Source organism: Nitrospira tepida (assembly GCF_947241125.1).
Taxonomy (GTDB): domain Bacteria; phylum Nitrospirota; class Nitrospiria; order Nitrospirales; family Nitrospiraceae; genus Nitrospira_G; species Nitrospira_G tepida.
In genome coordinates this window covers 1,644,382-1,668,941 of record NZ_OX365700.1, presented here as the reverse complement: position 1 = coordinate 1,668,941, position 24,560 = coordinate 1,644,382, and the positions used below count along the sequence as shown (strand labels likewise).

General features: G+C 60.6%; 24 protein-coding genes and 1 tRNA gene. 14 read left to right on the top strand and 11 right to left on the bottom strand.

Annotated elements, in window-relative coordinates; all coding sequences use genetic code 11:
- The first annotated feature begins 17 nt into the window (after positions 1-17).
- From glgP to QWI75_RS07865, 3 genes are all read left to right on the top strand, one after another.
- Positions 18-2,153, top strand: coding sequence for an alpha-glucan family phosphorylase (gene glgP / locus QWI75_RS07875; RefSeq protein WP_289268153.1), 2,136 nt, complete (start codon positions 18-20; stop codon positions 2,151-2,153).
- 92 nt (positions 2,154-2,245) lie between these two features.
- Positions 2,246-3,616 (top strand): HEAT repeat domain-containing protein, encoded by a 1,371-nt coding sequence (locus tag QWI75_RS07870; protein ID WP_289268152.1) that lies wholly within the window; start codon positions 2,246-2,248, stop codon positions 3,614-3,616.
- 17 nt (positions 3,617-3,633) lie between these two features.
- Entirely contained in the window at positions 3,634-4,068 is a 435-nt protein-coding gene (locus QWI75_RS07865) for a hypothetical protein (protein WP_289268151.1), read from the top strand.
- Positions 4,069-4,085: 17 nt separating this feature from the next.
- On the opposite strand, the gene QWI75_RS07860 is transcribed toward QWI75_RS07865, so the two are convergent.
- The 4 genes from QWI75_RS07860 to QWI75_RS07845 form a co-directional block, all read right to left on the bottom strand.
- A complete protein-coding gene (locus QWI75_RS07860) occupies positions 4,086-4,931 on the bottom strand; it encodes a HEAT repeat domain-containing protein (RefSeq protein WP_289268150.1) in 846 nt (281 codons plus the stop codon).
- A gap of 39 nt (positions 4,932-4,970) precedes the next feature.
- Positions 4,971-5,174 (bottom strand): hypothetical protein, encoded by a 204-nt coding sequence (locus QWI75_RS07855; protein WP_289268149.1) that lies wholly within the window; start codon positions 5,172-5,174, stop codon positions 4,971-4,973.
- Between the two features lie 98 nt (positions 5,175-5,272).
- Positions 5,273-5,956: a septal ring lytic transglycosylase RlpA family protein gene (locus tag QWI75_RS07850; RefSeq protein WP_289268148.1), complete on the bottom strand. Its 684-nt coding sequence runs from the start codon at positions 5,954-5,956 to the stop codon at positions 5,273-5,275.
- Positions 5,957-6,184: 228 nt separating this feature from the next.
- Complete coding sequence (locus tag QWI75_RS07845) at positions 6,185-6,808, bottom strand: hypothetical protein (RefSeq protein WP_289268147.1); 624 nt, start codon at positions 6,806-6,808, stop codon at positions 6,185-6,187.
- A 436-nt stretch (positions 6,809-7,244) separates the two neighbouring features.
- Between QWI75_RS07845 and QWI75_RS07840 the strand changes: the two genes are divergently transcribed.
- The 6 genes from QWI75_RS07840 to QWI75_RS07815 all read left to right on the top strand — a co-directional run bounded on the left by QWI75_RS07840 (position 7,245) and on the right by QWI75_RS07815 (position 12,648).
- On the top strand, positions 7,245-8,246 hold the full coding sequence (locus QWI75_RS07840; protein ID WP_289268146.1) for an ABC transporter ATP-binding protein: 1,002 nt from the start codon (positions 7,245-7,247) through the stop codon (positions 8,244-8,246).
- Between the two features lies 1 nt (position 8,247).
- Positions 8,248-9,018 carry an ABC transporter permease gene (locus QWI75_RS07835; RefSeq protein WP_289268145.1) on the top strand — a complete coding sequence of 257 codons (771 nt, stop codon included), beginning with the start codon at positions 8,248-8,250 and terminating at the stop codon, positions 9,016-9,018.
- Positions 9,009-10,538 (top strand): GldG family protein, encoded by a 1,530-nt coding sequence (locus tag QWI75_RS07830; RefSeq protein WP_289268144.1) that lies wholly within the window; start codon positions 9,009-9,011, stop codon positions 10,536-10,538. Before QWI75_RS07835 ends, QWI75_RS07830 begins: the two co-directional genes overlap by 10 nt.
- 3 nt (positions 10,539-10,541) lie before the next feature.
- The gene (locus QWI75_RS07825; RefSeq protein ID WP_289268143.1) at positions 10,542-11,918 is read left to right on the top strand and encodes a DUF4340 domain-containing protein; all 1,377 of its coding nucleotides are present in this window, start codon (positions 10,542-10,544) and stop codon (positions 11,916-11,918) included.
- Between the two features lie 111 nt (positions 11,919-12,029).
- Positions 12,030-12,446, top strand: a complete 417-nt coding sequence (locus QWI75_RS07820) for a hypothetical protein (protein WP_289268142.1) — start codon at positions 12,030-12,032, stop codon at positions 12,444-12,446.
- A gap of 125 nt (positions 12,447-12,571) precedes the next feature.
- Positions 12,572-12,648 (top strand) — tRNA-Arg (locus QWI75_RS07815).
- Here the strand turns inward: QWI75_RS07815 and QWI75_RS07810 are convergent.
- The 6 genes from QWI75_RS07810 to QWI75_RS07785 form a co-directional block, all read right to left on the bottom strand.
- Positions 12,627-13,895, bottom strand: coding sequence for a tyrosine-type recombinase/integrase (locus QWI75_RS07810; protein ID WP_289268141.1), 1,269 nt, complete (start codon positions 13,893-13,895; stop codon positions 12,627-12,629). The two genes, QWI75_RS07815 and QWI75_RS07810, sit on opposite strands and share 22 nt — an antisense overlap.
- Before the next feature lie 3 nt (positions 13,896-13,898).
- Positions 13,899-14,054 (bottom strand): hypothetical protein, encoded by a 156-nt coding sequence (locus QWI75_RS07805; protein WP_289268140.1) that lies wholly within the window; start codon positions 14,052-14,054, stop codon positions 13,899-13,901.
- Between the two features lie 375 nt (positions 14,055-14,429).
- Entirely contained in the window at positions 14,430-14,750 is a 321-nt protein-coding gene (locus QWI75_RS07800; protein ID WP_289268139.1) for a hypothetical protein, read from the bottom strand.
- Between the two features lie 366 nt (positions 14,751-15,116).
- A complete protein-coding gene (locus tag QWI75_RS07795; protein WP_289268138.1) occupies positions 15,117-16,502 on the bottom strand; it encodes a hypothetical protein in 1,386 nt (461 codons plus the stop codon).
- Positions 16,503-17,258: 756 nt separating this feature from the next.
- Positions 17,259-18,209: a hypothetical protein gene (locus QWI75_RS07790; protein WP_289268137.1), complete on the bottom strand. Its 951-nt coding sequence runs from the start codon at positions 18,207-18,209 to the stop codon at positions 17,259-17,261.
- Positions 18,210-18,271: 62 nt separating this feature from the next.
- Positions 18,272-18,967 carry a hypothetical protein gene (locus QWI75_RS07785; protein WP_289268136.1) on the bottom strand — a complete coding sequence of 232 codons (696 nt, stop codon included), beginning with the start codon at positions 18,965-18,967 and terminating at the stop codon, positions 18,272-18,274.
- A 692-nt stretch (positions 18,968-19,659) separates the two neighbouring features.
- On the opposite strand from QWI75_RS07785, the gene QWI75_RS07780 reads away from it, so the two are divergent.
- The 5 genes from QWI75_RS07780 (at position 19,660) to QWI75_RS07760 (ending at position 23,019) form a co-directional block, all read left to right on the top strand.
- Positions 19,660-19,956, top strand: a complete 297-nt coding sequence (locus QWI75_RS07780) for a PilZ domain-containing protein (protein ID WP_289268135.1) — start codon at positions 19,660-19,662, stop codon at positions 19,954-19,956.
- Between the two features lie 255 nt (positions 19,957-20,211).
- Positions 20,212-20,556, top strand: a complete 345-nt coding sequence (locus tag QWI75_RS07775) for a PilZ domain-containing protein (RefSeq protein WP_289268134.1) — start codon at positions 20,212-20,214, stop codon at positions 20,554-20,556.
- Between the two features lie 130 nt (positions 20,557-20,686).
- Positions 20,687-22,174 (top strand): PD-(D/E)XK nuclease domain-containing protein, encoded by a 1,488-nt coding sequence (locus QWI75_RS07770; protein WP_289268133.1) that lies wholly within the window; start codon positions 20,687-20,689, stop codon positions 22,172-22,174.
- A gap of 121 nt (positions 22,175-22,295) precedes the next feature.
- Positions 22,296-22,538 carry an Lrp/AsnC ligand binding domain-containing protein gene (locus tag QWI75_RS07765; RefSeq protein ID WP_289268132.1) on the top strand — a complete coding sequence of 81 codons (243 nt, stop codon included), beginning with the start codon at positions 22,296-22,298 and terminating at the stop codon, positions 22,536-22,538.
- A gap of 7 nt (positions 22,539-22,545) precedes the next feature.
- On the top strand, positions 22,546-23,019 hold the full coding sequence (locus tag QWI75_RS07760; protein WP_289268131.1) for a hypothetical protein: 474 nt from the start codon (positions 22,546-22,548) through the stop codon (positions 23,017-23,019).
- Here QWI75_RS07760 and QWI75_RS07755 read toward each other — a convergent pair.
- Positions 23,006-24,442: a sigma-54-dependent transcriptional regulator gene (locus QWI75_RS07755; RefSeq protein ID WP_289268130.1), complete on the bottom strand. Its 1,437-nt coding sequence runs from the start codon at positions 24,440-24,442 to the stop codon at positions 23,006-23,008. The genes QWI75_RS07760 and QWI75_RS07755 overlap by 14 nt on opposite strands.
- Positions 24,443-24,560 lie beyond the last annotated feature (118 nt).

The following is a 24,560-nucleotide window of genomic DNA, read 5'->3' as shown; positions in this document are numbered from 1 at the left end:
GGATCGGCGTAACACGCATGTCCGCTCACCGTCTTCCCCATCCGATCGCCCGGCTGCATGATCTCGCCCAAAACCCCTGGTGGAGTTGGCGGCTGGACGCGCGCCGGCTCTTCGAGGCCATCGATCCCGTCCTGTGGTTTCATTGCCACCACAACCCGGTGCTCCTGCTCCAGAGCGTCAACCCTGAACGGCTGACCGCTCTGGCGACCGATCCCGGATTTGCCCGGCAATACTCCGCCGTCATCAAGGCGTTCGATGAATACCGCTCGGATCGACGGACCTGGTTTGCGACTCGTTATGCGACCTTGACCAATTTTCAAGTCGCCTACATGTCGGCCGAGTTCGGATTCCACAACTCCATCCCGATTTACAGCGGCGGGCTCGGCATCCTGGCGGGCGACCATTGCAAGGAAGCCAGCGACTTGGGCCTCCCTCTGATCGGCCTGGGATTCATGTATCCGCAAGGCTATTTCCGCCAGTCCATCACCCCCGATGGCTGGCAGGAAGCGGAATATGCCCCGTTCAACCGGGACGAGTCTCCCATCAACCCGGCTCTCACGCCCGAGGGGACTCCCTGCCACATCAGCGTGGAAATGGGCGGCCGCCAGGTCTCGGCGACGATATGGAAAGTCCAGATCGGGCGGATTCCCATCTACCTGTTGGATACGGACGTGCCGAACAACGCCCCGGAGGATCGCGGGCTGTCGGCCCGGCTCTATGGCGGCGGACAGGAAATGCGGCTGTGCCAGGAGATTCTGCTCGGCCTCGGCGGAGTCCGCGCCTTGCGCGCCCTCGGGCTCAATCCAACCGTGTGGCATGCGAACGAAGGCCATTCGGCCTTTCTGACCCTGGAGCGGTTGCGCGAACACGTGCGCGCCGGCCTCACCCACAGTGAAGCCGTGGAGGCGGTCCGGCACAGCACGGTTTTCACCACCCACACGCCGGTTCCCGCCGGCCACGATGTTTTTCCTCTGGACCTGATGGAGCGATATTTCAACGGCTACTGGGATCAGCTTGGACTGACCCGATCGGCGTTTTTCCGTCTGGGCGAGCACCCGGACCATCCCGGAGCCGGTTTCAACATGACGGCGTTGGCGATGCGCCTGTCCGCGCACGTGAACGGTGTTAGCCGCGAGCATGGGCGCGTCACGCGCCAGATGTGGCAGAGTCTGTGGCCCGGACTATCGGAAGACCTAATCCCGATCCGCAGCATCACCAACGGCGTGCACGTCCCGACCTGGATCGCGCCGGAACTCCATCAACTGTACAGCAAATACTTGAGCCCTGATTGGGTGGATCGATCGGATGATCCGGCCATCTGGCAACGGGTGCCGGACATTCCCGATGCGGATCTCTGGGCCGTCCGGCAATTGATGAAGCGGAAACTGATGTCCTTTATCCGCGAGCGCGCCAGAGGGGGATGGGCCGAGGGTCGCCTGCTCGCCTCTCAAGTGCTCTCCCGCGGCACCATGTTGGACCCCGAGGCCCTGACGATCGGATTCGCCCGCCGGTTTGCGACCTATAAGCGCGCGACGTTGCTGTTTCGAGACCTGGAACGGTTGCGCCGCCTGCTCCATGACCGATGGCGGCCGGTCCAGATCGTCTTCGCCGGCAAAGCCCATCCGGCGGACGAGCCGGGCCGGCAATTCATCCACCAGGTCTTGTCCTATTGTCACGACCACAAGCTGGCCGGCCATATCGCCTTCCTTGAGAACTACGACATGCACATGGCCAAATATCTCGTGCAGGGCGTGGACGTGTGGCTCAACACGCCGCGAGCCCCCATGGAAGCCAGCGGGACCAGCGGGCAGAAGGCCACGCTCAACGGCGTGCTTCATCTGAGCGTGCTGGACGGCTGGTGGCAGGAAGGCTACGACGGCAGCAACGGATGGGGCATTCCCCCCTCCAGCCACCTCCAGGACCCGGCGGCGGAAGATGATCTCGACAGCAAGGAACTGTATCGCCTGTTGGAGGAGGAAGTGATTCCCCTCTATTACCAGCGGGATCTCGACGGAGTGCCCCGTGCGTGGCTCCAAGTCGTCAAGCAATCGATCCGAACCAATGCGCCCCGATTCAGCGCCAGGCGGATGGTAAAAGAATACATGGATCTCGTGTACGCCCCTGCCTCGACGAAAGCTCCCTCTTCATGGTAGGACGGGCGACGCATGGGTGACGGAGCCGGAAGCCGGTTCCGCTCGCTCGATCTCCAGGTCGCCCCGGACAGCTCCTCGAGAAATGGACGACGATGCCGTCCCTGAATCCTGTCATCCTCTCTCTCATGCTCCTGGCCTTATCGCCCCACCAGATTATCCCTGCGTCGGCCAAAGCGAAGCCCGCTCGTCACAAGCAGGCGGCCAGTCCCGCCGCGCAGGCATTCGACGCAGGAGAATATGATCAGGTGATCCGCTTGTATCAGACCGCGCGAGCGGACGGTGCTCAGACTCCGTCCACAGAACTCTCTCGACTGGCCCTGCGCAGCTATGCCCGGCTGGGGCGTCCGGAAGACGCCTGGCCCTTGTACCAACAGTTGATTCCGGACGGCTCCCCCGACGATCTTCCCCTGCTGCGCGAGATCGCCTGGGCGACGGTCACCAGCCGGATGCGAGACCCGCAGGAACATATCCGGCTCGCCGCCTTCGCCGTGGTGGCCGAGTCCCGAATGCAGGATGTCGGTCCGCTGCTGGAGGACAGCCTCCTGGATCCTTCGGTCGTCATCCGCGCGAAAGCGGCCGAGGCCATTGGACGGGCAAAATTGACATCCCGAGCCGGAACGTTGATCAGAGCCCTCGACGACCGCGCCCCCTCCGTACGGATTGCCGCCATGACCTCCCTGGGCGAACTGGGCGTCCTCTCGGTCCGTGAGCGGCTCATCGAAATCGCGCGACGGGAGGAAGGTCCGGAGTCGGTATTTGCCGCCGGCGCCTTGATTCGGCTCGGCCGGGAAGACATGCTGGCGGACGTGTTGGGCGCGGCGACGTATCCGGACGCGGAAATCCGCATGGCGGCGCTGGGGGTGCTCGGGCGGTTGAAACGGCCCACCACGCTCTCCGTGCTCACCCAGGCGGTGTATGATCCCGACCCATCCGTCCGTGCCTTTGCAGCCGGCGCGCTCGGAGAGTTTGGGCAGAAGTCAGGGCTTTCGGCGCTGACACATGCGCTGGCGGATGAGGACGCACGGGTCCGGGCGATCGCGGCGACGAGCGCCGGCCGCTTGGGCGGTCCCCACATCCGGTCATTGCTGCAGCCGCTCCTGCGGGATGCCGATGATTTCGTACGGGCCAGCGCCTTGGAAGGGTTGGTGCGGGCCGGAGATCAGGACGTGCTGTTGACCGCCGCCCACCTGGCCAAACATGCGGCCCCGCAAGTGCGGGCGGCCGTGGCACAGTCGCTCGCCGTCAACGGCTACAAGCAGGCCATCCCCCTGCTTGAGCAACTGGTGCGCGATCCCCAGCCGCAACCTCGATTGGCCGCCGCCCGCGCCCTGGGCCATGTCGGTGCACCAGCAGCCATCCCCGCGCTGAAGAAGGCCCTGCAGGACTCGGAACCGGCCGTCAGGATCACCGCCGGCGGCGGGTTGCTTCGCGTCATCGACCGCGGGCGCACCAGAACGAGTTGACGCAGGGTGATACGGCTATGTTGAGATTTCTCGGCCTGCTTGTCCTGATCTCGCTCTCGTTCGCCGCCGGGTATGTGTTCGGGCAGCTTCCGCTCAAGCCGTTGACGGAGAAGGTGCGGGAACTGTCCAAGAACGTCATGGACACCACGCTGGGAATCGAGCGTGACCTCCGTCGCCGCCATGGGCTGGTCGACGCCAAGGCCCGGTTGGTCCAAGCCAAGCTGGAGCTGGCCGACCGGAACTACGGCAACGCGACAAAGGAACTGGCGGAGACCATCGACGCGATGGAGCAGGCGCTCCACGGCACCAGGGAGCCGGCCGCCTCAGCACGGTTGCGGACGCTGGTGGCGCAGGTCAAGGAAGTGCGGCTGGAACTGACCATAGGGAAGAAATTCGGTCCGGGGAAACTGGACGGCATCCAGAAGGATCTTGACGAGCTGTTACAAAAGTAAACCCAGTCCGACCGCGCTCAGGCGTTGACCTCCTGTTGCCTCTTCTTCCACGCGGCGAGGATGCGCTCGACCCGCATGCGGACGACGAGATCCGGATCTTTCAACAGGGGCTTGATCGCTTCCCGCCCCCGCTCATCGTGAATGGCTTCCAAGGCAGCCGCCGCGGTGAGGCGAACAAACCAGTCTGAATCCCCGAGCATCTCGATCAACGAATCCACCGCGCTTCCATCTTTAATCCGGCCCAGGATGATGACCACTTGCTTGCGGACGGCCTCGTCCTTGTCTTTGAGGGCCTTGACCAACCGCTCCACCGCTGGCTTGCCCAGCTCGGAGAGCGCGGTGGTGGCGTCTTCCCGAAATTCATCGCTGCGCAACTGCGCGACCAGCGGCTCCAAGACCCGTTCATCTTTGATCTTGCCCAGGCTCTGGATGGCGTACTTCCGCACATCCCAATCCCGCAACAGCTTAATGAGCAGCTCGACGGCCGGAGAGCCGACGTTCGCCAGGGCTTCCACCGCCGCCTCACGCACCTGCCAGTCACCGTCGCGGAGGGCCTTGCACAACGGCTCCACGCACCGCTCATCGGCCATTTCCCCCAGGGTGACCACCGCCTCACGCCGAACGACCCAATCGGGGTCTTTGAGGAGATCGATCTGGATATCGATCTCATCCTTGACCTCTTCCTCTTCAAGAACGACGGTTTCCTCGCCCGCTTGATCCGCAGGACCTTCTCCTACGCCAGCGGCCGATGCGTCGGCGGTCAGCCGGTCGGATAGTTGATCGGTCAGCTCATCCTGAGCCGCTTGATCCGCGGAAGCGGAGGTCCCTTCGGGAGGGGTCGGTTCGTGGGTCGGTTTATCCATGTCTGTCATGCTCCTGTCGATCGAATCCGTTTTCCAGCCTTATTTTTGCTCGGAACTTGCGGCCCCGGCCGCCCGGGCTTTCCGTGCCGCCAACGCGCGCCGCTTGCGTTGGGCCCGCTTCAAGCGCTTGTGCAGCGCCCGCATCGCCGCATCCCCTTCCGGATTAGCGTGACCCGCCAACCGTTCGCGCAGTTTGGTTTTCAACCGTGATTCATCTTTGTCTTCTTGATTCTTCTTGGGCATAGCAATACGCCGCTCCTTCACGCAGATGAGACTGCAATCAAATCCGGATTTGTCGAAGTGTAGTGTGTTGTTTTGAGCCCTGTCAACGGGCCGGATCGCTAAGAGAATGAGGTGACGCTTCGACCGACCGAGAGGTGGGCAGCAAAGGCCGGACCAATACGACGCTCCCGCCGCAATCCCCACACATCACCAGGCCGGAAAAGGGTCAGGCGTTCGACCGAGGGAATCGAAACGGCCGCCGCGGGCCATTTCCGGTCTCTGTTCGGGATGACCGCTGTTTCGAGGGAGGCGAGCGCGGCGCGGACATTGTGAACCAGCAGGTCGTGACTTCCGACCACCTGAACCAGAACCGGAGAGAGGCCCTGCTCCACCATGCCCAAACGCTCAGCCGCAGCATAGGACAGGTCGAGCATGCGGCCTTCGATATAGGGCCCCCGGTCGGTAATCCTGATCAGCACAGACCTGCCGTTCACGGCGTTCACGACTCGGACCGCCGTGCCCAGCGGCAAGGTGCGGTGGGCGCCGGTCAGGGCGTACATATCAAAGACCTTGCCGTCCGCGGCCAGCCTGCCGTGAAAGGGTTCGCCATACCACGAGGCCACGCCGCGGTCCTGCGCGCCCACATCCAAGGTGACAGAGCCCTTTGGAAGCACGCTGCAGCCGCTCAGGCCAACCAGCAAGACGCCGGCCAACGCGGCAGCCAGACGGCGGTCGTGAGTGATGGCGTACATCCTGCGCTCGCCCCGTTTGTGGTTCTTGTCTTTCGCGACGATCATCTTCATGACGACCTACCGTAAGCCAGCCGCCGGTGAGCGCCAACCCCCTTGAGGTAGTCCTTTCCTCCCATCCGCGGGAGGCCAAAATTCGTCGGACCGCAAGCCGCACGGACCTGCTTCATCCTGAACAAAGACGTCGCCGTCGGGCCTGTGCCCGATCGACCTCACCCCGGTGGTGCAAGAAAATGAGGAGGCAGGGACGGAGCGGGCCCGTGCCCTGCCGAGATCATGAGGTCAGTTGAGGCGTAGCGCGCCGTTTTCAAACTTCGTCGAGGAAACCAACTTCGAGAAACTTTCCGCCATCACATCGTTGACCAAACCTTGCGCATCATCCGGACTGAACCAAAACACGCTGTCCGTGCCGCTGCCGGTCAAGGTCATTCGCACCTTGCTCCCATCGTTCTTGTTGTTGCCCTGGACCAGCACCTTCACTTTGGACGAGAGATCGGTCGAAAAGAACCCGTTCTTGGCATCCACCTCCATTTCCTGGATCTCGCCGGACACCATCACATCGGCCGAACTGGCCGCGCTTTCGGACATGACCGATGCATTCCAGCCTTTGCTTCGCAGATAATCGGCAAGGGCCGTAGCCGCCGCTTGGCCCGGATCGTTGCCACGAACCCCGAAATGCTCGATGCCGCCCAGTCGGCCGGTCTTCGTCCCGAGGTGCGACCGGTTCGCCCGCTTGTCCTCGAAACGAACGACTCCCACTGTCGGGCCGGCCCCCTTGGCCTGCTTGGCCGCCGCAGGGTCGCGCAAACTGGGAATCGACAAGCTGATCATTTCACTTTGCCCCGAGCAGCCGAGCATCATCACGACCCCGAGGCCGATTCCAAGTCCAGCAATTAGTCTCTTCACAATCCCCTCCCTTACCTAAGGATACTCTGGTGTATCTGCCTTCACCATCCAAGAACTCTTTGTTGATCCCACGGATCAGCCCGACGCCGTTGCATGCAAACCTGATTGACGCCGGCCCTAGCGCGTGGAAGAGACCGGCCTCCGAGTACCCGCCTGTGTCTGAGGTAGCTTTGGCAAGAACGAACGGCTCCTCGGGAACGGCTGCGAACTATAACGAGTCCGGCCCGTTCTGTAAAGACGCTTCTCCTTCTTGACTCGGGCCGGGCCGTGCTTATTATCAACAGGCTGACCATGCCAGGCGCGGATACCTTGACGCTGCGGCAGCGACTTAGTAGTATCCGCGAACGCCGGTGCCGCTGCGCGCGATGCCGTTAGACGTTTGCTTCGCAGAGACCGCCTCACACCCCCGTATACCGACGTTCATGACTTCGGCTCCATGATCCACGTTCACCACGTCACAAAGCGGTATGGCCAACTGACGGCCATTCAGGACGTCTCCTTCTCGGTGGAAAAGGGTGAAGTGCTGGCCTTCCTGGGCCCGAACGGCGCCGGCAAGACCACCACGATGCGCATCCTCACCTGCTTCATGCCGGCGACCGAGGGCCGGGCCACCGTCGCGGGATTTGATTGTTTCGAGCAACCGACCGAAGTCAAGCGCCATATCGGCTATCTGCCTGAAACCCCTCCGGTCTATCAGGAACTGACCGTCGAGGAATACCTGACCTTCGTCGCACGATTGCGCGGGCTGACCGGCACGACCTTGCGGCAGCGGATGGACGCGGTGGTGGACCGCCTCTCGCTGGGCACGGTGCGCGGCCGGCTGATCGCGAACCTCTCGCGCGGATACCGGCAGCGGGTCGGGCTCGCCCAGGCGCTGATTCACGATCCGCCGGTCTTGATCCTGGACGAGCCCACAGTCGGGTTGGACCCGAAGCAAATCATCGAGATTCGGCAACTGATCAAAGATTTGGCCCAATCCCATACGATTATCCTGAGCACGCACATCCTCCCGGAGGCGACCGCCCTGTGCCGGCGCGTGGTGATCATCAACGGCGGGCGCATCGTGGCGGAGGACAGCCCCGAACAGCTCTCCGCGCGCCTCCGCCGGTCGGAGAAAATCAGCGTGACGCTCAAGAGCCCGCCCGCAGATTGGGTGGAGCAATTGCGGACGATGCCCGGCATCCTGTCGGTCTTCCCCGCCGAGCACGCCCAGTCGGCCTTGATCGAATCCGAACTCGGACGCGATATGCGGGATGAGATCGCCCGCTTCGTGGTCGCCCGCGATTGGGGGCTCTTGGAGCTGCGCACCGTGTCGATGACGTTGGAAGACGTCTTCCTGCGCCTGACTCAACATGAAGAGGGTGTTCCGGCCGGACCGGCGGCATCCCCATCCCAAGGCAAGAACGGATCCGCCAGCGACACTGCTCCGCCAGCGTGACATGACGCCGATTAAAGCCATCATCGCCAAGGAACTGCGGTCCGCCTTCGTGTCGCCGATCATTTACGTGGTCGCGGCGGTCTTCCTCCTGATTTTCGGCGTCCTCGCCCAGATTGCAGTGGTCAGCGCCGGCAACCAGGCCATCCGCATGATGCAGATGCAGGGCGGGATGGCCCAGGTCAATTTGAACGACCTGGTCTTCCGTCCGATTTTCGGCACGACCTCGACCATTTTGCTGTTAATTCTGCCGCTGCTGACCATGCGGCTGTTCGCGGAAGAACGTAAACTGCGGACGTTCGAATTCCTGATGACCGCGCCGATCAGCGTCAACGACATGGTGCTGGGGAAATTCTTGAGCGCCTTCTTGATCTTCCTCGGCATGCTTGGACTGACCGGACTGGTGCCGCTCGTGCTCTCGCTGTTCAGCAGCTTCGATTGGTATCCGGTGTTGACCGGCTATCTGGGGCTCGTCCTGCTGGGCGGGTTTCTGTTGGCCACCGGCCTGTTCGCCTCGACCCTGACGGAAAACCAGATCATCGCCGCGTTCCTGAGCTTCGGCCTGTCCGTGCTGATTTGGTTTTTGTATGCCGTGGGTTCGCTCCTCGGGGACAACCCGCTCGGCCAAGCCATTTCATACCTTTCCGTCATCGAACACTTCGATCGGCTCGTGCGGGGGCTCGTGAGCACCAAGGATCTGGTGTATTTCGTCTCAGGGATCGCCTTGATGCTCTTCCTGGCCCATCGCGTCGTGGAGTCACAGCGATGGAAGTGACGCGCTTCGGCCCGGTGGCAGGACTCGCCGGCGGCATCCTCGCGTTGACGAGCGTCATCATCTATAGCCTGGCGCCGGGCCAGATATGGCTGGTCTGGCTCACATTCGGGCTGGGGGTCTGCGGGCTGGCCCTCTTTCTGGTTTCTCACCTTCACCGGCTCAAGGAGTTTTCGGCCCGGCGAACCACGAGGCTCGGCGCGAACAGCTTCCTCATGGTCGCGATGTTCGTGGCGATCCTGGGCATCATCAATTTTCTCGCTGCACGGCACGCCAAGAACTGGGACCTGTCCGAAACCCAGAGCTTTACCCTGGCGCCGCAGACCCACAAGGTCCTCCGCAGCCTCAAACAGGACGTGCATGTCACGGTCTTTGCGCAGGACCGGAGTCCGGGGTCCAATGCGTATCGGGACCTGCTAGACAGTTACCGAGGCGTCACCAACCGGGTGACGGTAACGTTCGTCGATCCCGAGCGCAGACCGGACGAAGCCCGCAAACACGGGATCACCAGGCTGAATACGGCTGTGCTCGAAAGCGGAACGGAAACGGTGCGCATCACGACGCCCTCGGAAGCCGAACTGACCAGCGCCCTGATCCGGGTGACCCGCGACAGCAAGAAACGGATTCTGTTCCTGGAGGGTCACGGCGAACATAGTCTCAACGACCGGGAGCGGACCGGATATGAAACGGTGAAAGAGGCCCTGACCAAGCAGGGCTATGAAGTGGCGTCCCTCTCCCTGCTCCAGGAATCGGCCGTGCCGGACAACACGTCCGTGCTGGTGATCGGCGGTCCCCAACGGGGAGTCACCTCCGACGAGCGGGAACGGCTGAAACAATTCGTCGCGAAGGGCGGGCGTCTGCTGATCATGGTCGATCCGGAAATCAAGACCGGGCTGGACGAGTTGTTAGCACAGTGGGGAGTCACCCTTGGGCCGGGCGTGCTGGTGGACATGCAGGACCGGTTGGCTCTAGGGGACCTGACCGCCCTGCTCGTCCGCACCTTCACCGAACATGAGATCACCCAGGACCTGAACTCCGCGGTCTTGATGCCGAGCACCCGCCACCTGTCATTCTCCGAAGAAGCCGCCAAGGAGTGGGAATTTGTGCCGCTGGCCCGCACTTCCCCACGCAGTTGGGCCGAAACGGAACTCGACGGCAAGGTAATCAGCTTCAATACCGGCAAAGACGTGCAGGGTCCCCTGCCGCTGGCCGGCGCCCTCACGCCCAAGAAGCCCCCGGCCGAAGGCCAGCCGCGGCCCGCGGTCGTCGTCGTCGGCAACTCCACCTTTGCCAGCAACGCCTACGTCAATTTTCCCGGCAACACGGATTTCTTCCTGCACGTCGTCGGCTGGCTGGCCCAGGAGCGCGACCTGGTCTCGATCACCCCGAAGGAACCGGCCTTCCGTCCGTTCGTCCCCAATCCCAACCAGGAGCGGATTCTGCTCTACGTACAGGTGTTGCTGCTCCCCGCCGCCACGTTTTTCTACGGGCTGTCCGTCTGGCGCCGCCGCCGTCGTTTGTAAACCATGTCCCGCTATCGTGCCACCATCGGACTGGCGTTACTCTTGGCTGGCCTGGGCGCCTACCTCTATCTGGTCGAATTGCCGAGCCAACAACGAGAGGAAGAGACCGAAGCGCAGAAATCCAAACTGCTCTCGTTCGACGAAAAGGCGATCACCGGCCTGACAGTCACATCCGATCACGGTGTCATCGAGCTGAAGGCGGGCGAGGCCCGCAACTGGCAGATGACCGCGCCGGTGCAGGCCGAGGCGGACACCCGCGAGGTGCAATCGATGATTCGCGCCTTGGTCCTCGGGAAGGTCTCGCGCATCATCGAGACCTCAGAAGACTCCCTGCGCCCTTTCGGATTGGAGAACCCTCCGGTCACGGTGACGGTCAGCACGCCGGATCAGCAGGAGACCTTTGCGATCGGAGACGTCGGCCCCCTCTCCTCCACGCTCTATGTCCTGCGCGGATCCGACAAACAGGTGCTCCTCACCGACTTGGCCGTGAAAGATTTTCTGAACAAGACGGTGATGACGTTCCGCCGCAAGGAGATTCTCCCGTTTGAACACGCCCAGGCCGATCGCCTCCGCTTGACCTATCCGCCGACGGAAATCGTCCTGTACCTGATGGATGCGAAGCCAGCCAAGAAATGGAAGATCCGCGCCCCCATCGAAGCCAATGCCGACCAGAGCGAGGTCCGCTCCTTCCTGTTTCGGCTGGAAGATCTGAAGGCGGTGGGCATTATCGACCCGGGCCCGGAACGGGAGGCGATCGCCAAGACCCTGAAAAAGCCGCAGGCCCAGATCACCGTCCATGCGGCCGGCGCGGACCACACGGTCAAGCTGTATCAAAGCGAGGCCAACAGCGGCGAGGCCTTCGCCGAAACCTCCGCGGCCGGACCGCTCTACCGCATCAGTCCGGCCGCGATCAAAGACCTGACCAAGGATCTCTTTACCCTCCAGGACAAGCGATTGCTGGGGCTCGACTTTGAAGAAATCGCCATGCTGGCCGTCAAGACCCGCACCGAGCAGTACACCCTTATCAATCAAAGCGGCCAGTGGGTATTGGAGGATCGGCCGGAAGAGAAACTAAGCCAAGAAACGGTGGATCTTTTCGTAAGTCGCGTGGTGAACCTGCCGGCCGAGAGCCGTGTGGTCAAACAGACCGGGTCCCTCGCGCCCTACGGGCTGGTCTCTCCGACCGCCGAGTTCACGGCCACCGGAAGAGACGGCAAGCAGAGCGGCCGCTTGGTGCTCGGCAACCAGTCGAGCGGCCTGGTCTATGCCATCGGCCAAGCCATGCCGGGCGTCTTCCAGGCTCGGGCCGATATCCTGGCTCAAATTCCTGAGAAATCGTCACTGATCAAGCCGGCGGAGCCGGAGGGAAAGAAGTCCTAGCCTTCTTATGAAGCTTGCCTTCGGCGGGCCAGTTCGTTATAACCCATCCCTCAGCCGACAGGCCTCTACCTATCGCCGATCATGGTTATCCTATTGAGGAGGGTTCACCGTATGAACAGGATCTCCGTCCGATCAACTGTGCTCAGTAGCGTCTTCCTTCTTGGACTGGCTGCGTGCGCCACCGAACAGGGCAGTATGACGGGCGGCTCCGGGGCGACCCCATCAACCGGGACCGCTGTGCGAGGCGGAGCCGATGCCACCGGAGAGCTGAATGCCTGTCTGGCCAGAATCCCGAAGGATTCCACAGCCGGCGCCCGCATGGTGGCCGAAGAAAGCTGCCGGCGCGATGAAGCCGTTCGCCAAAGCATTGTCGGCACGGCCTCGACGAAGAGCGGAGATCGGGCCTCGTCAGGAACCCAGGGCGACACGTTGGATGCCTGCATGGCGCGCATCCCCAAGGACGCCTCAGCCGGACAGCGCATGCTGGCGGAAGAGAGCTGCAAGCGGGATCAAGCCAACCGTCAATAGGGCTGTTGCCTCCTGAGAATCAAGGTTCTGCTCCGAGGGTGCTCGACGCCCTCGGAGCCTGTCGATCCTGACCGGTTTCCCTTCTCTTGCCTCCTCAGACAGGACTGTGCGAGACTCCATTTCACGCCCCCGTAGCTCAGTTGGATAGAGCAGCGGTTTCCTAAACCGCGTGTCGCACGTTCAATTCGTGTCGGGGGCACCAATCTTTTCCCCAACAGTCACGCCGACTTCCGCAGCTTCAAGATTACCGCTCTTCTCTCCAACCGAACCCGGCATCACGGTTTCGGTCACGGTTCCATCCGAAATCGAGGTAGACTCCTCGACTCGGACTCCTCGCTCCTGACTCCGTTCCGAGGTCTTCCCAAACCCTGCTACACCTTCAACAGCCGCCTTCAGGTGCGACGGACTCAGGTGAGCGTAGCGTTTGACCAGGGCCGTGGTCGAATGTCGCAGCAGGGCCGCAATAGTGCCCTCGTTGTGGCCTGTCATCGCAAGCCGAGAGGCGAAGGTATGGCGGAGGTCATGCCATGTAGCCCACTCTATCCCCGCATCCTTGACCGCGGGCATCCACACACGGCCATAGAAGTTCCGAGCATCCAGAGGGGTAGCCGGATTTTCGGATGGGAAGACCCACTTCGACCGCTGCCACGAATCGAACCCCCGCAGAATCGCCTTCGCCTCTTCGTTCAGGTGGACATACTGCACCCCACCCGCCTTGGTGGTCAGCAACGTCAGGATGCCTCGCTCCAGGTCCACATCCTTCCACTGAAGCCGGAACTGTTCGGCCTGGCGCAATCCGGTGAGGATCGCCAACCGTGCCCAAGAACCGTGAACCGACCCCAACTGCTTCAACAGCGCCTTCTCTTCCTCCAGCGAGAGAAATCGCGTCTTTCCCTTCGGCTCCTTGTACATCGACAGCTTGAGGACCGGATTATTTGCCAGCTTCCCTTGCCGCGCCGCTCCATTAAGCACATGTCGCAACCATTCCATGTAACGGTTTACCCGCTGAGGGGTCATGAGCCGATCCGTTCCCTTTTCGTCCTTGGCCTCGACAACTACGGTCGCCAGCAGCGATTGCCGCGCCTCTTCCAATGCCGTAACAGTGATTGCATTCAGCCGTTTCCCAGCAAAGTAGTTTTTCCACCACTCAGCAAAATAGCGCTCTGCGACCTGAGTCATCTGTTTCTTTGCTCCTATGGTCAACAGGTAACGGTCTATCACCGCATCGACCGGTTCATAGCCACCGTGCTGATACCGCTCTGGGAAAAATCTGCCCTCTTTCTGCTCAAGCTTGGCCTTCTCATAGAATTCCCGGGCCTTCGTCTTGTTGGGAAAGCTGCCGAACCGGCGCTCCCGGCCTTCGTGATACAGCCGCACAAACCACACCAACTTGCCAGCCGAATCCTTCTTAGCCAGCAAGCCTCGATCCTTTCGTCCCACTCGCGCCATCGCTCACCTTCCTTTCTGCCCCGTCACTGGAGCGTGTTTGAAATGTTCCTCCAACAGATGCCGAATAAACCCGCTCGCTGTCGTGCCCCCTTGCCGCAAGGTATCCAATTGCGCCTTGATCGGCTCAGGCACCTGAATCAACAACCGGACCATTTTCATTTCCCTCACCCCCTTTCCGCGATGATAAGTTAACTATCATATGATATTTAACTATGTCAAGTTATATTTGACGCATAGGGGAGTCTGGTGCTAGCCTTGGCTTCTAATGGCACGGACCCCGCCAGAAGGCACCGGAGCCTGGAACTTCCGGGACATCCCCCGCGACCTCATGCGCCGCGTGAAAATGGCCGCTGCTCACGAAGGCAAGACGGTGAAGGACTTTTTGATTGAATTGGCCGAAGCGAAGATCCAAGAGCTAGAGCGGAAGGGAATTTTACCGAAGGGGAAATAGGAAGCGAGTGGAATAGGAGGAGGCGGAAGCCGTTGACTACAAGCGGGCGGAGAATTGTCCGTTGCCGGGGTCCGGCAGATCGGCTAGAGCTGGCCTGAGCCATCTCGCGTTGAATGGTCTTCCAAGGCGGTTGCCTGCGCCTCCACGATGTCCTTGCAGGAGCGATCCACAATGATCGTGACCTGCCTTGCTTCGAGGGTGGTTTTCGGTTTCCCATACGTGTAGTGGTGCAACAGGACTTCCATGTGCGGAGCCTTGCCGCTGAGAATCCGAGCCCTGAGCCTTGTCTGGTATTCGGGATCTTCGAGCAGTCCCAGTGCGAACGACTTCATTTCAATGGTGCCTTTGTTCGGCGTGCCTCGTTTCCGCCCGCCTGTCTTGCGCCGGCCCTTCTCGAATCGCACTTCTCTACTCCCCTTCTACTTTTCGGAGGAGGTCCTCCCGAACCCAAACCAGTCGGCCCCGATAGGAAAGGCAGAACCAGCACCGCTCAACACCCGCGACATCCGTCGCCAGGTGTAGGTGATCCAGGACCGCCGGCCCGTTGATTACCCCGTCCATGGACTGCCAGTAGAGGGGACAGCTTTTTTCTTTTTTCGTACTAAGCGAAGCCGGGTCCACATTCTGAGGTCCTTCGGAATCAGGCATAGGACTATTTCCCTGTTCCACACGGCGGAGAATGTCCAGGTAGCTCATGGTGTTTCCTCTCATGGGTTACGAAATAAACGAAAGAAACGAAATAAGCCTCTTAGCGCATTCCCTTTTTTCGTTTAATTCGTTTTTTTCGTACCTGGTCGCCAGACTTTCCGGGACCGTCCATCTGTCTTGATCGTGTCCCAGTGAATCAACCCTGCCGTCGCAAGGATCGTCTTCGCTCGTTCCAGTCTGTGCCCGGACACATTTCGTGAGAACAGGTCTGACACCTGTGAATCGGAAACTTCGCCGCTCGTTCTGACGGCTCTCAAAATTGCATCTGCGACAGGATCTCCAGTCGAATCGCCAAAGATCAGACGGCTAGAAGCTTCGGCGTATTGCCACAAGGCCGACGCGGCTTCCAGGTGCACGAGGTTAATGTCCGTCTGCCCGTCCAGCACCGCGTAGAGCGCCGAGAGGCGCATGACGTGCGCCTCACCCCGCGCCAGGAGGGCACCCGCCAGGCCAGGCCGATCCGCAGAGAGATCGTGATAGATCGCCTTCCAGCCATCGCGAGCAGAAGGCGATAGACCTAACGCCCCGATGGTCCGACCGCGTCGAATCACACGCCCGAGTTCTTCCGCCAAGGTCCGAAGGACGGTTTCGTCCGGCACGGAGGGGAATGGCAATTCCTTAGACCGTCGCACGACAAACCACACAAATCGATTGCCGAATCCATTCGAGCATTCCGTGTCGGTCAAGTTGCGGAGCAATTCGTCCCTCGTCACATGCCCCACAATGCCGATATGTGGATCTGTCGCGCGAATCCGGTTTGCCTTCGTCATGGGAGCAAGGCTCAGTCCGTCCCAGGCATCGCGCAAGACCCCTGATAGCGAGTTCCCTTCTCGCGCCATGACACGAAGAACCGCGCCGAATTCGGTTTGAACAAGGAACAGCCGCTTATCTTCAACGCCAGGATCAAGACAGATCGTCACTGTCTCACCGATCAGTCGGCCTTTTTCCTTGATCGGCTCCTCCTTGTACTGTGCATCGCGCACAGCAAAGGCGAGACCTTCACCGCTGGAAAGGGTGCCCCGATACTCACCACGGGTCCACGAATCATCTGCCAGGCTCAACACCGTGTTGATCCGTTTCCCAGCCGTTCCTTTCCGGCTTTTGCTGGTTTGTCCGACCAATACCGGCCAGAAGATGAGGGGATGATAACTTCCGTCGAGAATCAGGTGAGGTGCCCGATTCAGCATAGTGCCTACTTCGGCCAAGCAAGACACCAGCAACGCGATAGGGTCAGCCTCTGTATGCGGTTCGATCAATTTGACCATTTCACCAGCCAGACCATACAGCGCGGCTTGATCGAGTACCGGCCACTCATCCGGCACAGGAGTATTAGTCGAACTGGCGTCCTGTTCGGGATCATGGTCCATTAGGCCCATCGCGGCCTGCTCCTTCCGTTGACTATCTTCGAACTGCCGGCAGGCCGCTTCAAAGCGTTGCGAGCCATTCATAGTAATCCGCTCCTTGTTCGCTCAGGACCGCATGCGCAGAGGCGATCGTGTCCAGTGCCCGATCTAGCTGTCCATCACAGCATTGCGAGATATTGAGAAGGCGCGCCGCGAGAATTGCTTGCTCCGCATCGCGTAAGGTATCCGCATGACAGCCGTCAGCTATGTCCGCTCGCTCGCGTTCCGTCCGTCGCCGCCGAGACTCCGCCAAAGCAGCCGGATCAGGCCGCTGGTCATAGAACAGATCGGCTGGTCGAATGCCAAGCGCCGCACAAATAGCCGCCAGGTCGCAGCCGGCCCAACATCGAAGCAAAATGCCTCGCTCGCCTTCAGTCACCGATAACGAGGGCGAGCGATCCGCATGCGCCGGGCACCTTGCCGTCCATCGACCAGGACCGCGAGAGCGTACGCGGTCCACTCGGCTCAAGAGATCATCGGTCGTCATAGCCCCCCCGCTGTGTTAAAGCTGGTCGTCGGAGCGCTTCTAGAACCTCACCCACCCGAAAGCGAACTCCCCTCCCAGAGCATCCCACAACATAGTGGGGCAACTGATTGTTCGCGGCCATTCGATAGGCCGTGCCCTTCCGCATCACCCCCAGCGCTTCTAGTTCCTGCGCCGTCACAAGTCGATCATCGCTATTCATCCTTTTTCTCCCCTGCTATGTGAGAGCCTCCCGTGCCGTGCCGATGCGCGGCCTCTACAAGAGGAGAATCGCGGACAAAGTCGGGGAGTTTGTTCCTAGGGGGAAGAGATGCGAACTAGCCTAATTTCTTGATGAAGTCTTTTGCATATCCGCAAGTATCTGAGCAGTCTTTGCCATGATCCGGGCAGTTAAAGCTCTGTATTTCAGCGTCTAAGCGGGTATTAGCCCGATGGGATAGAGTTTTGCGGGCCTTGAAGGGGCGGCTGAAGACAATGTAGTGGACTCGCTCAACGGACTCACGGATAGAGGATTCTTTAGGCACTGCCATATCGAAGGGGCCTTTTGGCAGTGCCCCCGTCTTTTCATATGCCGCGATCCAACGGTAGGGCACCGCCCGATAAAAATGTAGATAGAAGCGATGGTAGTCACGTTTCACGTTCTGTTGCCAGGTGGACGCCGGTTTCCTCCGGCTTCTCGGAAGTTCTTCCAGACATCGCTTCACCGCCTCTTTGAACTTTGTGGCCAAACCAGCAAGGTGATTCCCTTTGACCTTCGATAGATCCAGATGAATTGTCAGAATAGGCAGAGAATCCGCCGGAACTTTTTTGGGCAGGGAAGGCAATTGGCATACTATTCTGCTGTGGGAGTGAAAGACCGCAGCATCCTTCGGGAGAACATAGAACTGGACGCGCGGAGAATAGAAAGAGGATTGCCAATTAGTCTCTATCGTAAGAGGTTGGCTTAATGGTACGCGGAGGGTCTCAAGCCAATTGTCACGTTTTACGATATACGGATCGCCACCATGAAAACCACTAATGCGGTACTTTTCACAGATTTGTTTGTCAAGACGGGCATGCCGCTTCAACAATGATCTCCGCTGAGCGGCAGAGAGTGGGGTTGTGTGTTCTCTACTTGCAATGCGTTGACCCGTCGCTTGAAGTTGGTCAAGGACGAGTTGGTAGTGAAGGTCTCTATATTGATGAACAAGAGGTTCATCCCGTAAGGCAAGAGTCTTCAGCTCTAAGGTCGGATCAAACTCTTCCTCCTTCGATTTTCCCTTGGGCACGTCCCCTCCTACAGCCTTACCATGCAGGTCGAATCCGAGTAAGGGTCCGTTACGGGCAGGTCTTATCTACCGAAGCGAAATCTCAGCAGCTCATACAGGTGATTGAGCAGTGAGGGCTTAGAGTCTTGTAAACGCACCACAGGCAAGTCTTTTACAGTGATCTCATACGTGTGAATTACGAGCTTACGGTGTGACAAGGACGAATCACTGATGAATGTTCCTTCCCGCATTTTTGTCTTGTCATTCTCCTCTAATGGGAACTTGAGGTTATGAATTGACGGGCTCGTTTCAAGCGATACTTCAAGAAATTTCGCTCGCCAGTTGAGATTGAGCAAATCATGAAACTTGTCAGGTGCTAAGTAGAGCCATACCCGTACTTCCGCCCCGTGCTCGATGGCCACACAATCTGTATAGAGGTCGTCAGGGTGTTCTTTGTTCCATGCGAGCATTTTCACATCGGTATCCGGCGTGCGATTGACGATGGTAAAGGCAAGTCCGTTGTATCCTTCTTCGGCAACATTGAGCGTTTTCCAGCTAGTGGCAAATTCCTCACCCGTCTTTCCATTCGGCATCTCTCTGTGAAGTAAGATTTCTCCTATCCCCTTGGGAATTTGGACTTTTGTGAAATGCCCATTGTCGAAATGTACAGACTGTCCCGTTTCTTCACCAAAGGCCATACCAGGCCTCGTATACCGAAACAGCTTCTGTTCTGGGGCGTAGAGAAAGAAGAACAGCTTGCTGGTGTCGTCCCAACTCACCACATTTCACCTAGGATACGAAACTCCAGGAAATGCGTCGGCGGTTTCCTTTTTGGGAAACATGGAAACTCGAACGGCCGGGGGAAGGGGTCGCCATATGCCTCTGGCCATGTCTACGAGGGCCTCCCATCGGCCACCCGGCCCACCGGGAAACCTACCCCCGGCCTCGTCCTTAGCCAGGCCGAGCAGAAAATAAGACCCCCACCCCCTGTCTTCCGCGTCACGGTTCCAGTCGCGGTTCGAGTCCGAAAACAGTCACGGTGAGGGGATACCACAGGAGGACACAAAGAACAACGGCAGGTCACAAACCCGTTGATAGGCCTGTGCCTGCCGTTGTATGGTGTGTCTTGCTATGGTTTGGTGTTTATACCTAATTCGTGTTCCTAAACCGCGTGTCGCACGTTCAATTCGTGTCGGGGGCACCATACCGCACTTTGTGTGAACCGGCGGCTCATCGGGCGTAGCCCCTCTTCATTGACGCCGCCGGAGAGAACCTCCAGGCCTTTCAGTTCTCTTCGTTCTGAATCCTCACTTCGTTGAACCGCAAGCTCTTCATCGTTGTTTCGTATATGTCGCTTATGGCCCCCTACTTTCGTTCGCTTCCCGATTCTTCCCGGTTGCCGTAGGATGCTCTCACGTCGCACACAACGGAACTGCTTCGCCCCGTCCGAGCCTTTGGTCCGAGAAGATACATGAATCTCCGCTCCAGCCCACGAACGGTGCTTCGACTTCCGATCCACTTCCTGGGTGATTGGGGGGCCGGCCTGGGTCAGCTCATCAACCTGTCCACTCCAGGGTGCGCCATCGAAAGCCACACCTCGTTACAACAGGGAGCCTATGTAGCCCTCGAAATCCTTCAGGAAGCCTCCGCTCCGGTTTCCATCCCCCTGGCCAAGGTCCGTTGGGTCCGTCATGGCCGGCTCGGCCTTGAGTTTCTCCGTTACGACAGCGGCGCGAGAGAGCAATTGGATCGCCTCCAGAACATGTAAGCCTGGCAGCCGCCAATCCCCTTCTTCACTCAAGGAACGGACCGCTTTCTGAGCATCGCCCCTCACATCAAGGTCTCAGGCTGATAGCCACTCCTCTTTTCCCCCTCCCTGATTCATTCTCACAATACTCCGCACGACGACCAGATCCGCCGGTTTGCTGGCTGAAACCCGGATTATCGACTACATTTGGTGAAAACGGCGTCGGGCTCATAGGTTGCAAGCCCGTCTGTCGGCAGGCCTCTGGAAGGAAGGTCCATGCGCCCCAGGTCACATCACCGAGTGTCGCTGCGCTACCCTGTACGGTTTTGCGGGGACGACGTTGCCGGAAAGGGCAGGCTGGTCGATCTGTCCGGACCGGGCTGCGCGGTTCGGAGCGAAGTCACCCCGGCAGTCGGCACCTACCTCTCTCTCCAAATCGAATGTCCGGGAGGGGAAGACCCCATCGCGATTGCCCTGGCCCGCGTCCGTTGGGTCAAAGCGCGCACGTTCGGCGTGGAGTTTCTCAAGTATGCTCGAAGCGCCAAAGAACGGCTCTCCGGAATCCGACGCCTTCGCAACCACGCAGGGTCCTCCGGACATGACATCGCCTGGAGCGGGTAGCCCGGGTCCGGTTCGATCGACTCCGTTCGCGCCTGCACAAATTGCCATGTTTCTTGCCGGCACGGATACCCTCGGCTAGACTTCGACCCATGTAATGGTCCCAACCGACCAACGCCGCATCCATCGTCCGATGCCTAGAACCGCCGCCAAGGACCCGGCCCGCACCAGAGCCAAGCACGCCGCCGCGATCGAAGCGGTGAACGACAATATCCGCAAGCTGCAAGATCAACTCACCCAGGTCGAAGATCTCAGACAGGAAGGGTTCCCGTACCGGGATGCAATGAGGGCGCGGGCGGAACTCCAGGTTCGCGAATGCATCAAGTATATCTTTGGGGAGCGCTCACCTGAATTTCAACAGTGGAAGACCTATCACCTCCGCACCAGTTCCCCGTCGGAAGTGGCCGAGACAATCTCGTTGCTCCAAACCTTGATCGCCCAGTTGGAACGGAAGAAACTGGAATTGCAGGGGCTCGCCCCGCCCGCTTCCGGCCACGCCTCGACCATCCGATCGGCGCCGGCTGCGCTGCCGCCCGTCTCGACAACAGCCACGGCTGGACCGGTGGCTTCCGCAACGCCGGCCCGGATGACGACTCTATCGCCCGCTGCACCCGCTGCGATACCAGTCACAGCCACCCTCATGGCGGACCACACCGGCAGGGTCGATGATCACTCCGTCCCTTTGAGCCGACAGGCGAACACACCCGTTCATTCCGACGACTTGTCCCACGACTTGCCGCGGCCGCTTCCAGAGCAGGGCGATGCCCGTCACGGACTTTCGCCTGTGGACCAGGCCCCGGCGCCCCAGACAGCCCCTTCTCCCCCACCGCCCGGGACCAGTCAGGGTCCGGGCGTCCCAAGCATGCCCGAGCCCCGTGAGCAGGTTCGGGATTCTGCGAATCAGGGAGACGCGCCTGCTGCGGCCCCGGGGCCCCTCTCCGATCCTCCTACGCGCCTGCCGGATCCCATCGCCACGGCCCGGCATCCGACTCAAGAGCACGTCCCTGACCGCCTACCCGACCACGTCCAGCCCGAGCCGCCCTTCCCCTCCGCCATCTCCGTGCAACCGACCGAAATCCGAGCGGAAGTCTCTCCGCCGCCGGCCACCACAGCAGGCGCTGTCGGACAGATCTCCGGCCCATCAGATCGGAGCGAAGGCGAACCGGAGGACCCCCTCGATCTCGTCAGAAAGGTCTGTACGAGGTTCCACGCCGTGGTCCGGCAACTCCGGCTCCGCGGGGACGATCGAACCACCCTCGACGTGCAGGACGAGCAGGATGTTCACGACCTCCTGTACACGCTGTTGCGATACGAGTTCGACGAGGTGGCTCAAACGGAATGGCCGGCCAGCCGGCCGGCGACGGCGCCGCGCGCCGTGTCTCTCCTGCCGCGCCACCGTCTCGCCGTCCTGGCGAAGATGACCAGGAGCGGGCTGGGACCCCGCGAAATCGCCGAACAGTTGACGGCCGAGGCCGCATCCTTTCCCGCCGCCGGGCACCAAACCCTGTTCTGTTTCATTTACGATCCGGAAGGCCGGATCGGCAATCCCCGCGGGCTTGAAGCGGAACTGACCCGGGTCAGCGATGCGCAGATCGTCGAGGTGTTCATCGCCCCCAAATGACCGCCCCGGACCGGCTGCAACCTCTTCGTCCCTTTCATCGGCCGCCACGTTGACTTCGTCGATCACGATCCGTTAGTGTCCTCGCGCTGCATGGTGCTCATCCTATCTTCGGAGTAGCAATATGGCAGACCGCGCCTACATTCTGATCAACGTGGCTCCAGGACAGACCCGGGATGTGGTGAAATTCCTCTCCCAGATCAAGGAGATGAAGACCATCGACACCTGTTGGGGCAAACCCGACATCATCGCGCTGGTGGAGGTGCCCGATCAGGACGCGCTGACCTCGCTGGTATTGCAGAAAATTCACGCGATCGAAGGCGTGACCCAGACCCAAACGCATCTGGTCCACCGTTTGGCAAGCTAGTTCCATCATGACGACCGTCTCCCACCCTCGGCTCCGACGGGCCTTATTCATCGTCGCGCTGTTGGCGGGCGGCTGTGCCTCGCCCTCCGTGCCCCAGCAAGCCGATTCGGTGGAGGCCCTGCTGGACGCGCCGATGGATCAGGTCCGGGCCGCGGTGCTCGAGGTGTTCGCCTCGGAGGGCTATACCGTCGAATCCGCTCAAGGCCGCGCCGAAAACCGGACGGAATCGATTCAAACCGGCTATCGGGAGGAAATTCGCGCGCCGTGGGACTGGATGTTGCGCGTTCGTTTCGGAGTCGGCCGCACGCAGGCCGAGGCCAATCTGAACGAAGAGGGGGAGCGTTCCACCAAACTCCTGCTGACGGTGCTCCACGAGAGCAAGGGATCGCTGGCGGGAAGCTGGACTCCCTCCGATCCGCCGTTGCGGCAGAGCGCCGAACATTATCTCCGTCTGATCAAGAACGAGCTTAAGCTTTTGTAGGGTTCTCTCCGGTCCCTTCCGTGTCCTCTCCCAGATCGATGCCGAACCGCTCGGCCATCCGGTAGAGCGTCCGCCGGTCGATCCCGAGAATCTTCGCCGTCTTGACCTTGTTGCCTTTCATTTCCTTCAGCACACGGAGCAGGTGACGCCGCTCCACTTCTTCGAGCGTCAGGAGAAATTCGGACCGGTCGTCCTTCTCGAGGACGGGCGCCGCCTGGTGAACCGAGGGCGGCGCCAGAGCCGTGCGGCGGAGGGATTCCGGCAGGTCCTCCGGCAAGACCACCGGCCCATGGCTTAATGACACGGCCCGCTCGATCGCATTTTCCAATTCCCGCACATTGCCAGGCCAGGAGTACTGGTCGAGCAGCGCCAAGGTTTCTCTGGCGAAGCCCCGCACTGGATGGTCGGCCGTCCCCGTGTACTTCTGCAAGAAATGATGGGCCAACATCGCCAGGTCCTCGCGCCGTTCGCGAAGCGGCGGCAACTTGATCCGCACGACGTTGAGCCGATAAAAGAGATCCTCCCGAAATCGGCCCTCCTTGACCAGGGTTGGCAGGTCGCGATTGGTCGCCGCGATCAACCGCACGTCCACCTTGACTGAACTGGTGCCGCCGACGCGGCGGATTTCCTGATCCTGCATCACGCGGAGCAGTTTCACCTGCAACGCCTGCCCCAATTCCCCGATCTCGTCCAGAAATAACGTGCCGCCGTTCGCGGTTTCGAACAGGCCGTGCTTGACGCCGACGGCGCCGGTGAACGCGCCCTTTTCATGACCGAACATTTCGGATTCCAGCAGCGCGTCGGGCAAGGCGCCGCAGTTGACCGGCACAAACGGCATCTCGTGGCGGGGGCTGTTCCCGTGGATGGCCCGGGCCACGAGTTCCTTGCCGGTGCCGCTCTCGCCTTCCAGCAGCACGGTGCTCTTGCCCTGCGCCACCCGCGCCACGAGCTTGTACACCTCCAACATGGCCGGGCTGCTCCCCACGAGGCCGGTCAGGACCGCCCGTTCACGCAGCTCCTCCCGGAAACGGCTGTTCTCCCGGAGCAGCCTCGCGTGATCGAGACTCCGCTGGACCACCAAACAGACCTCCTCCTTGCGGAAGGGTTTGGCCAGATAGTCGTAGGCGCCCTGCTTGATCGCCTCGATCGCCCCTTCCAACGAGCCGAACGCCGTCAGCAGCACGATCGGGGTTCCCGGCCTGATGCGTTTGAACTCGCGGAGCACATGAAATCCATCCACGGCTCCCATTCGGATGTCCGTCAGCACCAAATCGACCGGGAGCTGCTGGCCCCGCTCGATCGCCTCCTGGCCGCTCCCGAAGCTCTCGACGTCATAACCTTCCTTCTGCAGCGCCTCCACGAGCAGCTCGCGCGCGACTTGGTCGTCGTCCACCACCAGGATTTTTGCCTTCGGCTGCATCATCGGTTCCTAGGAGCCTGTCCGACATTGACCTTTCTACTGCGGCAAACGATGTACCGGCATCTGCTTCGTTCTCGGCCCCGAAACATCCTCAACGTATTCCAGCGAATACGCTTCCCGT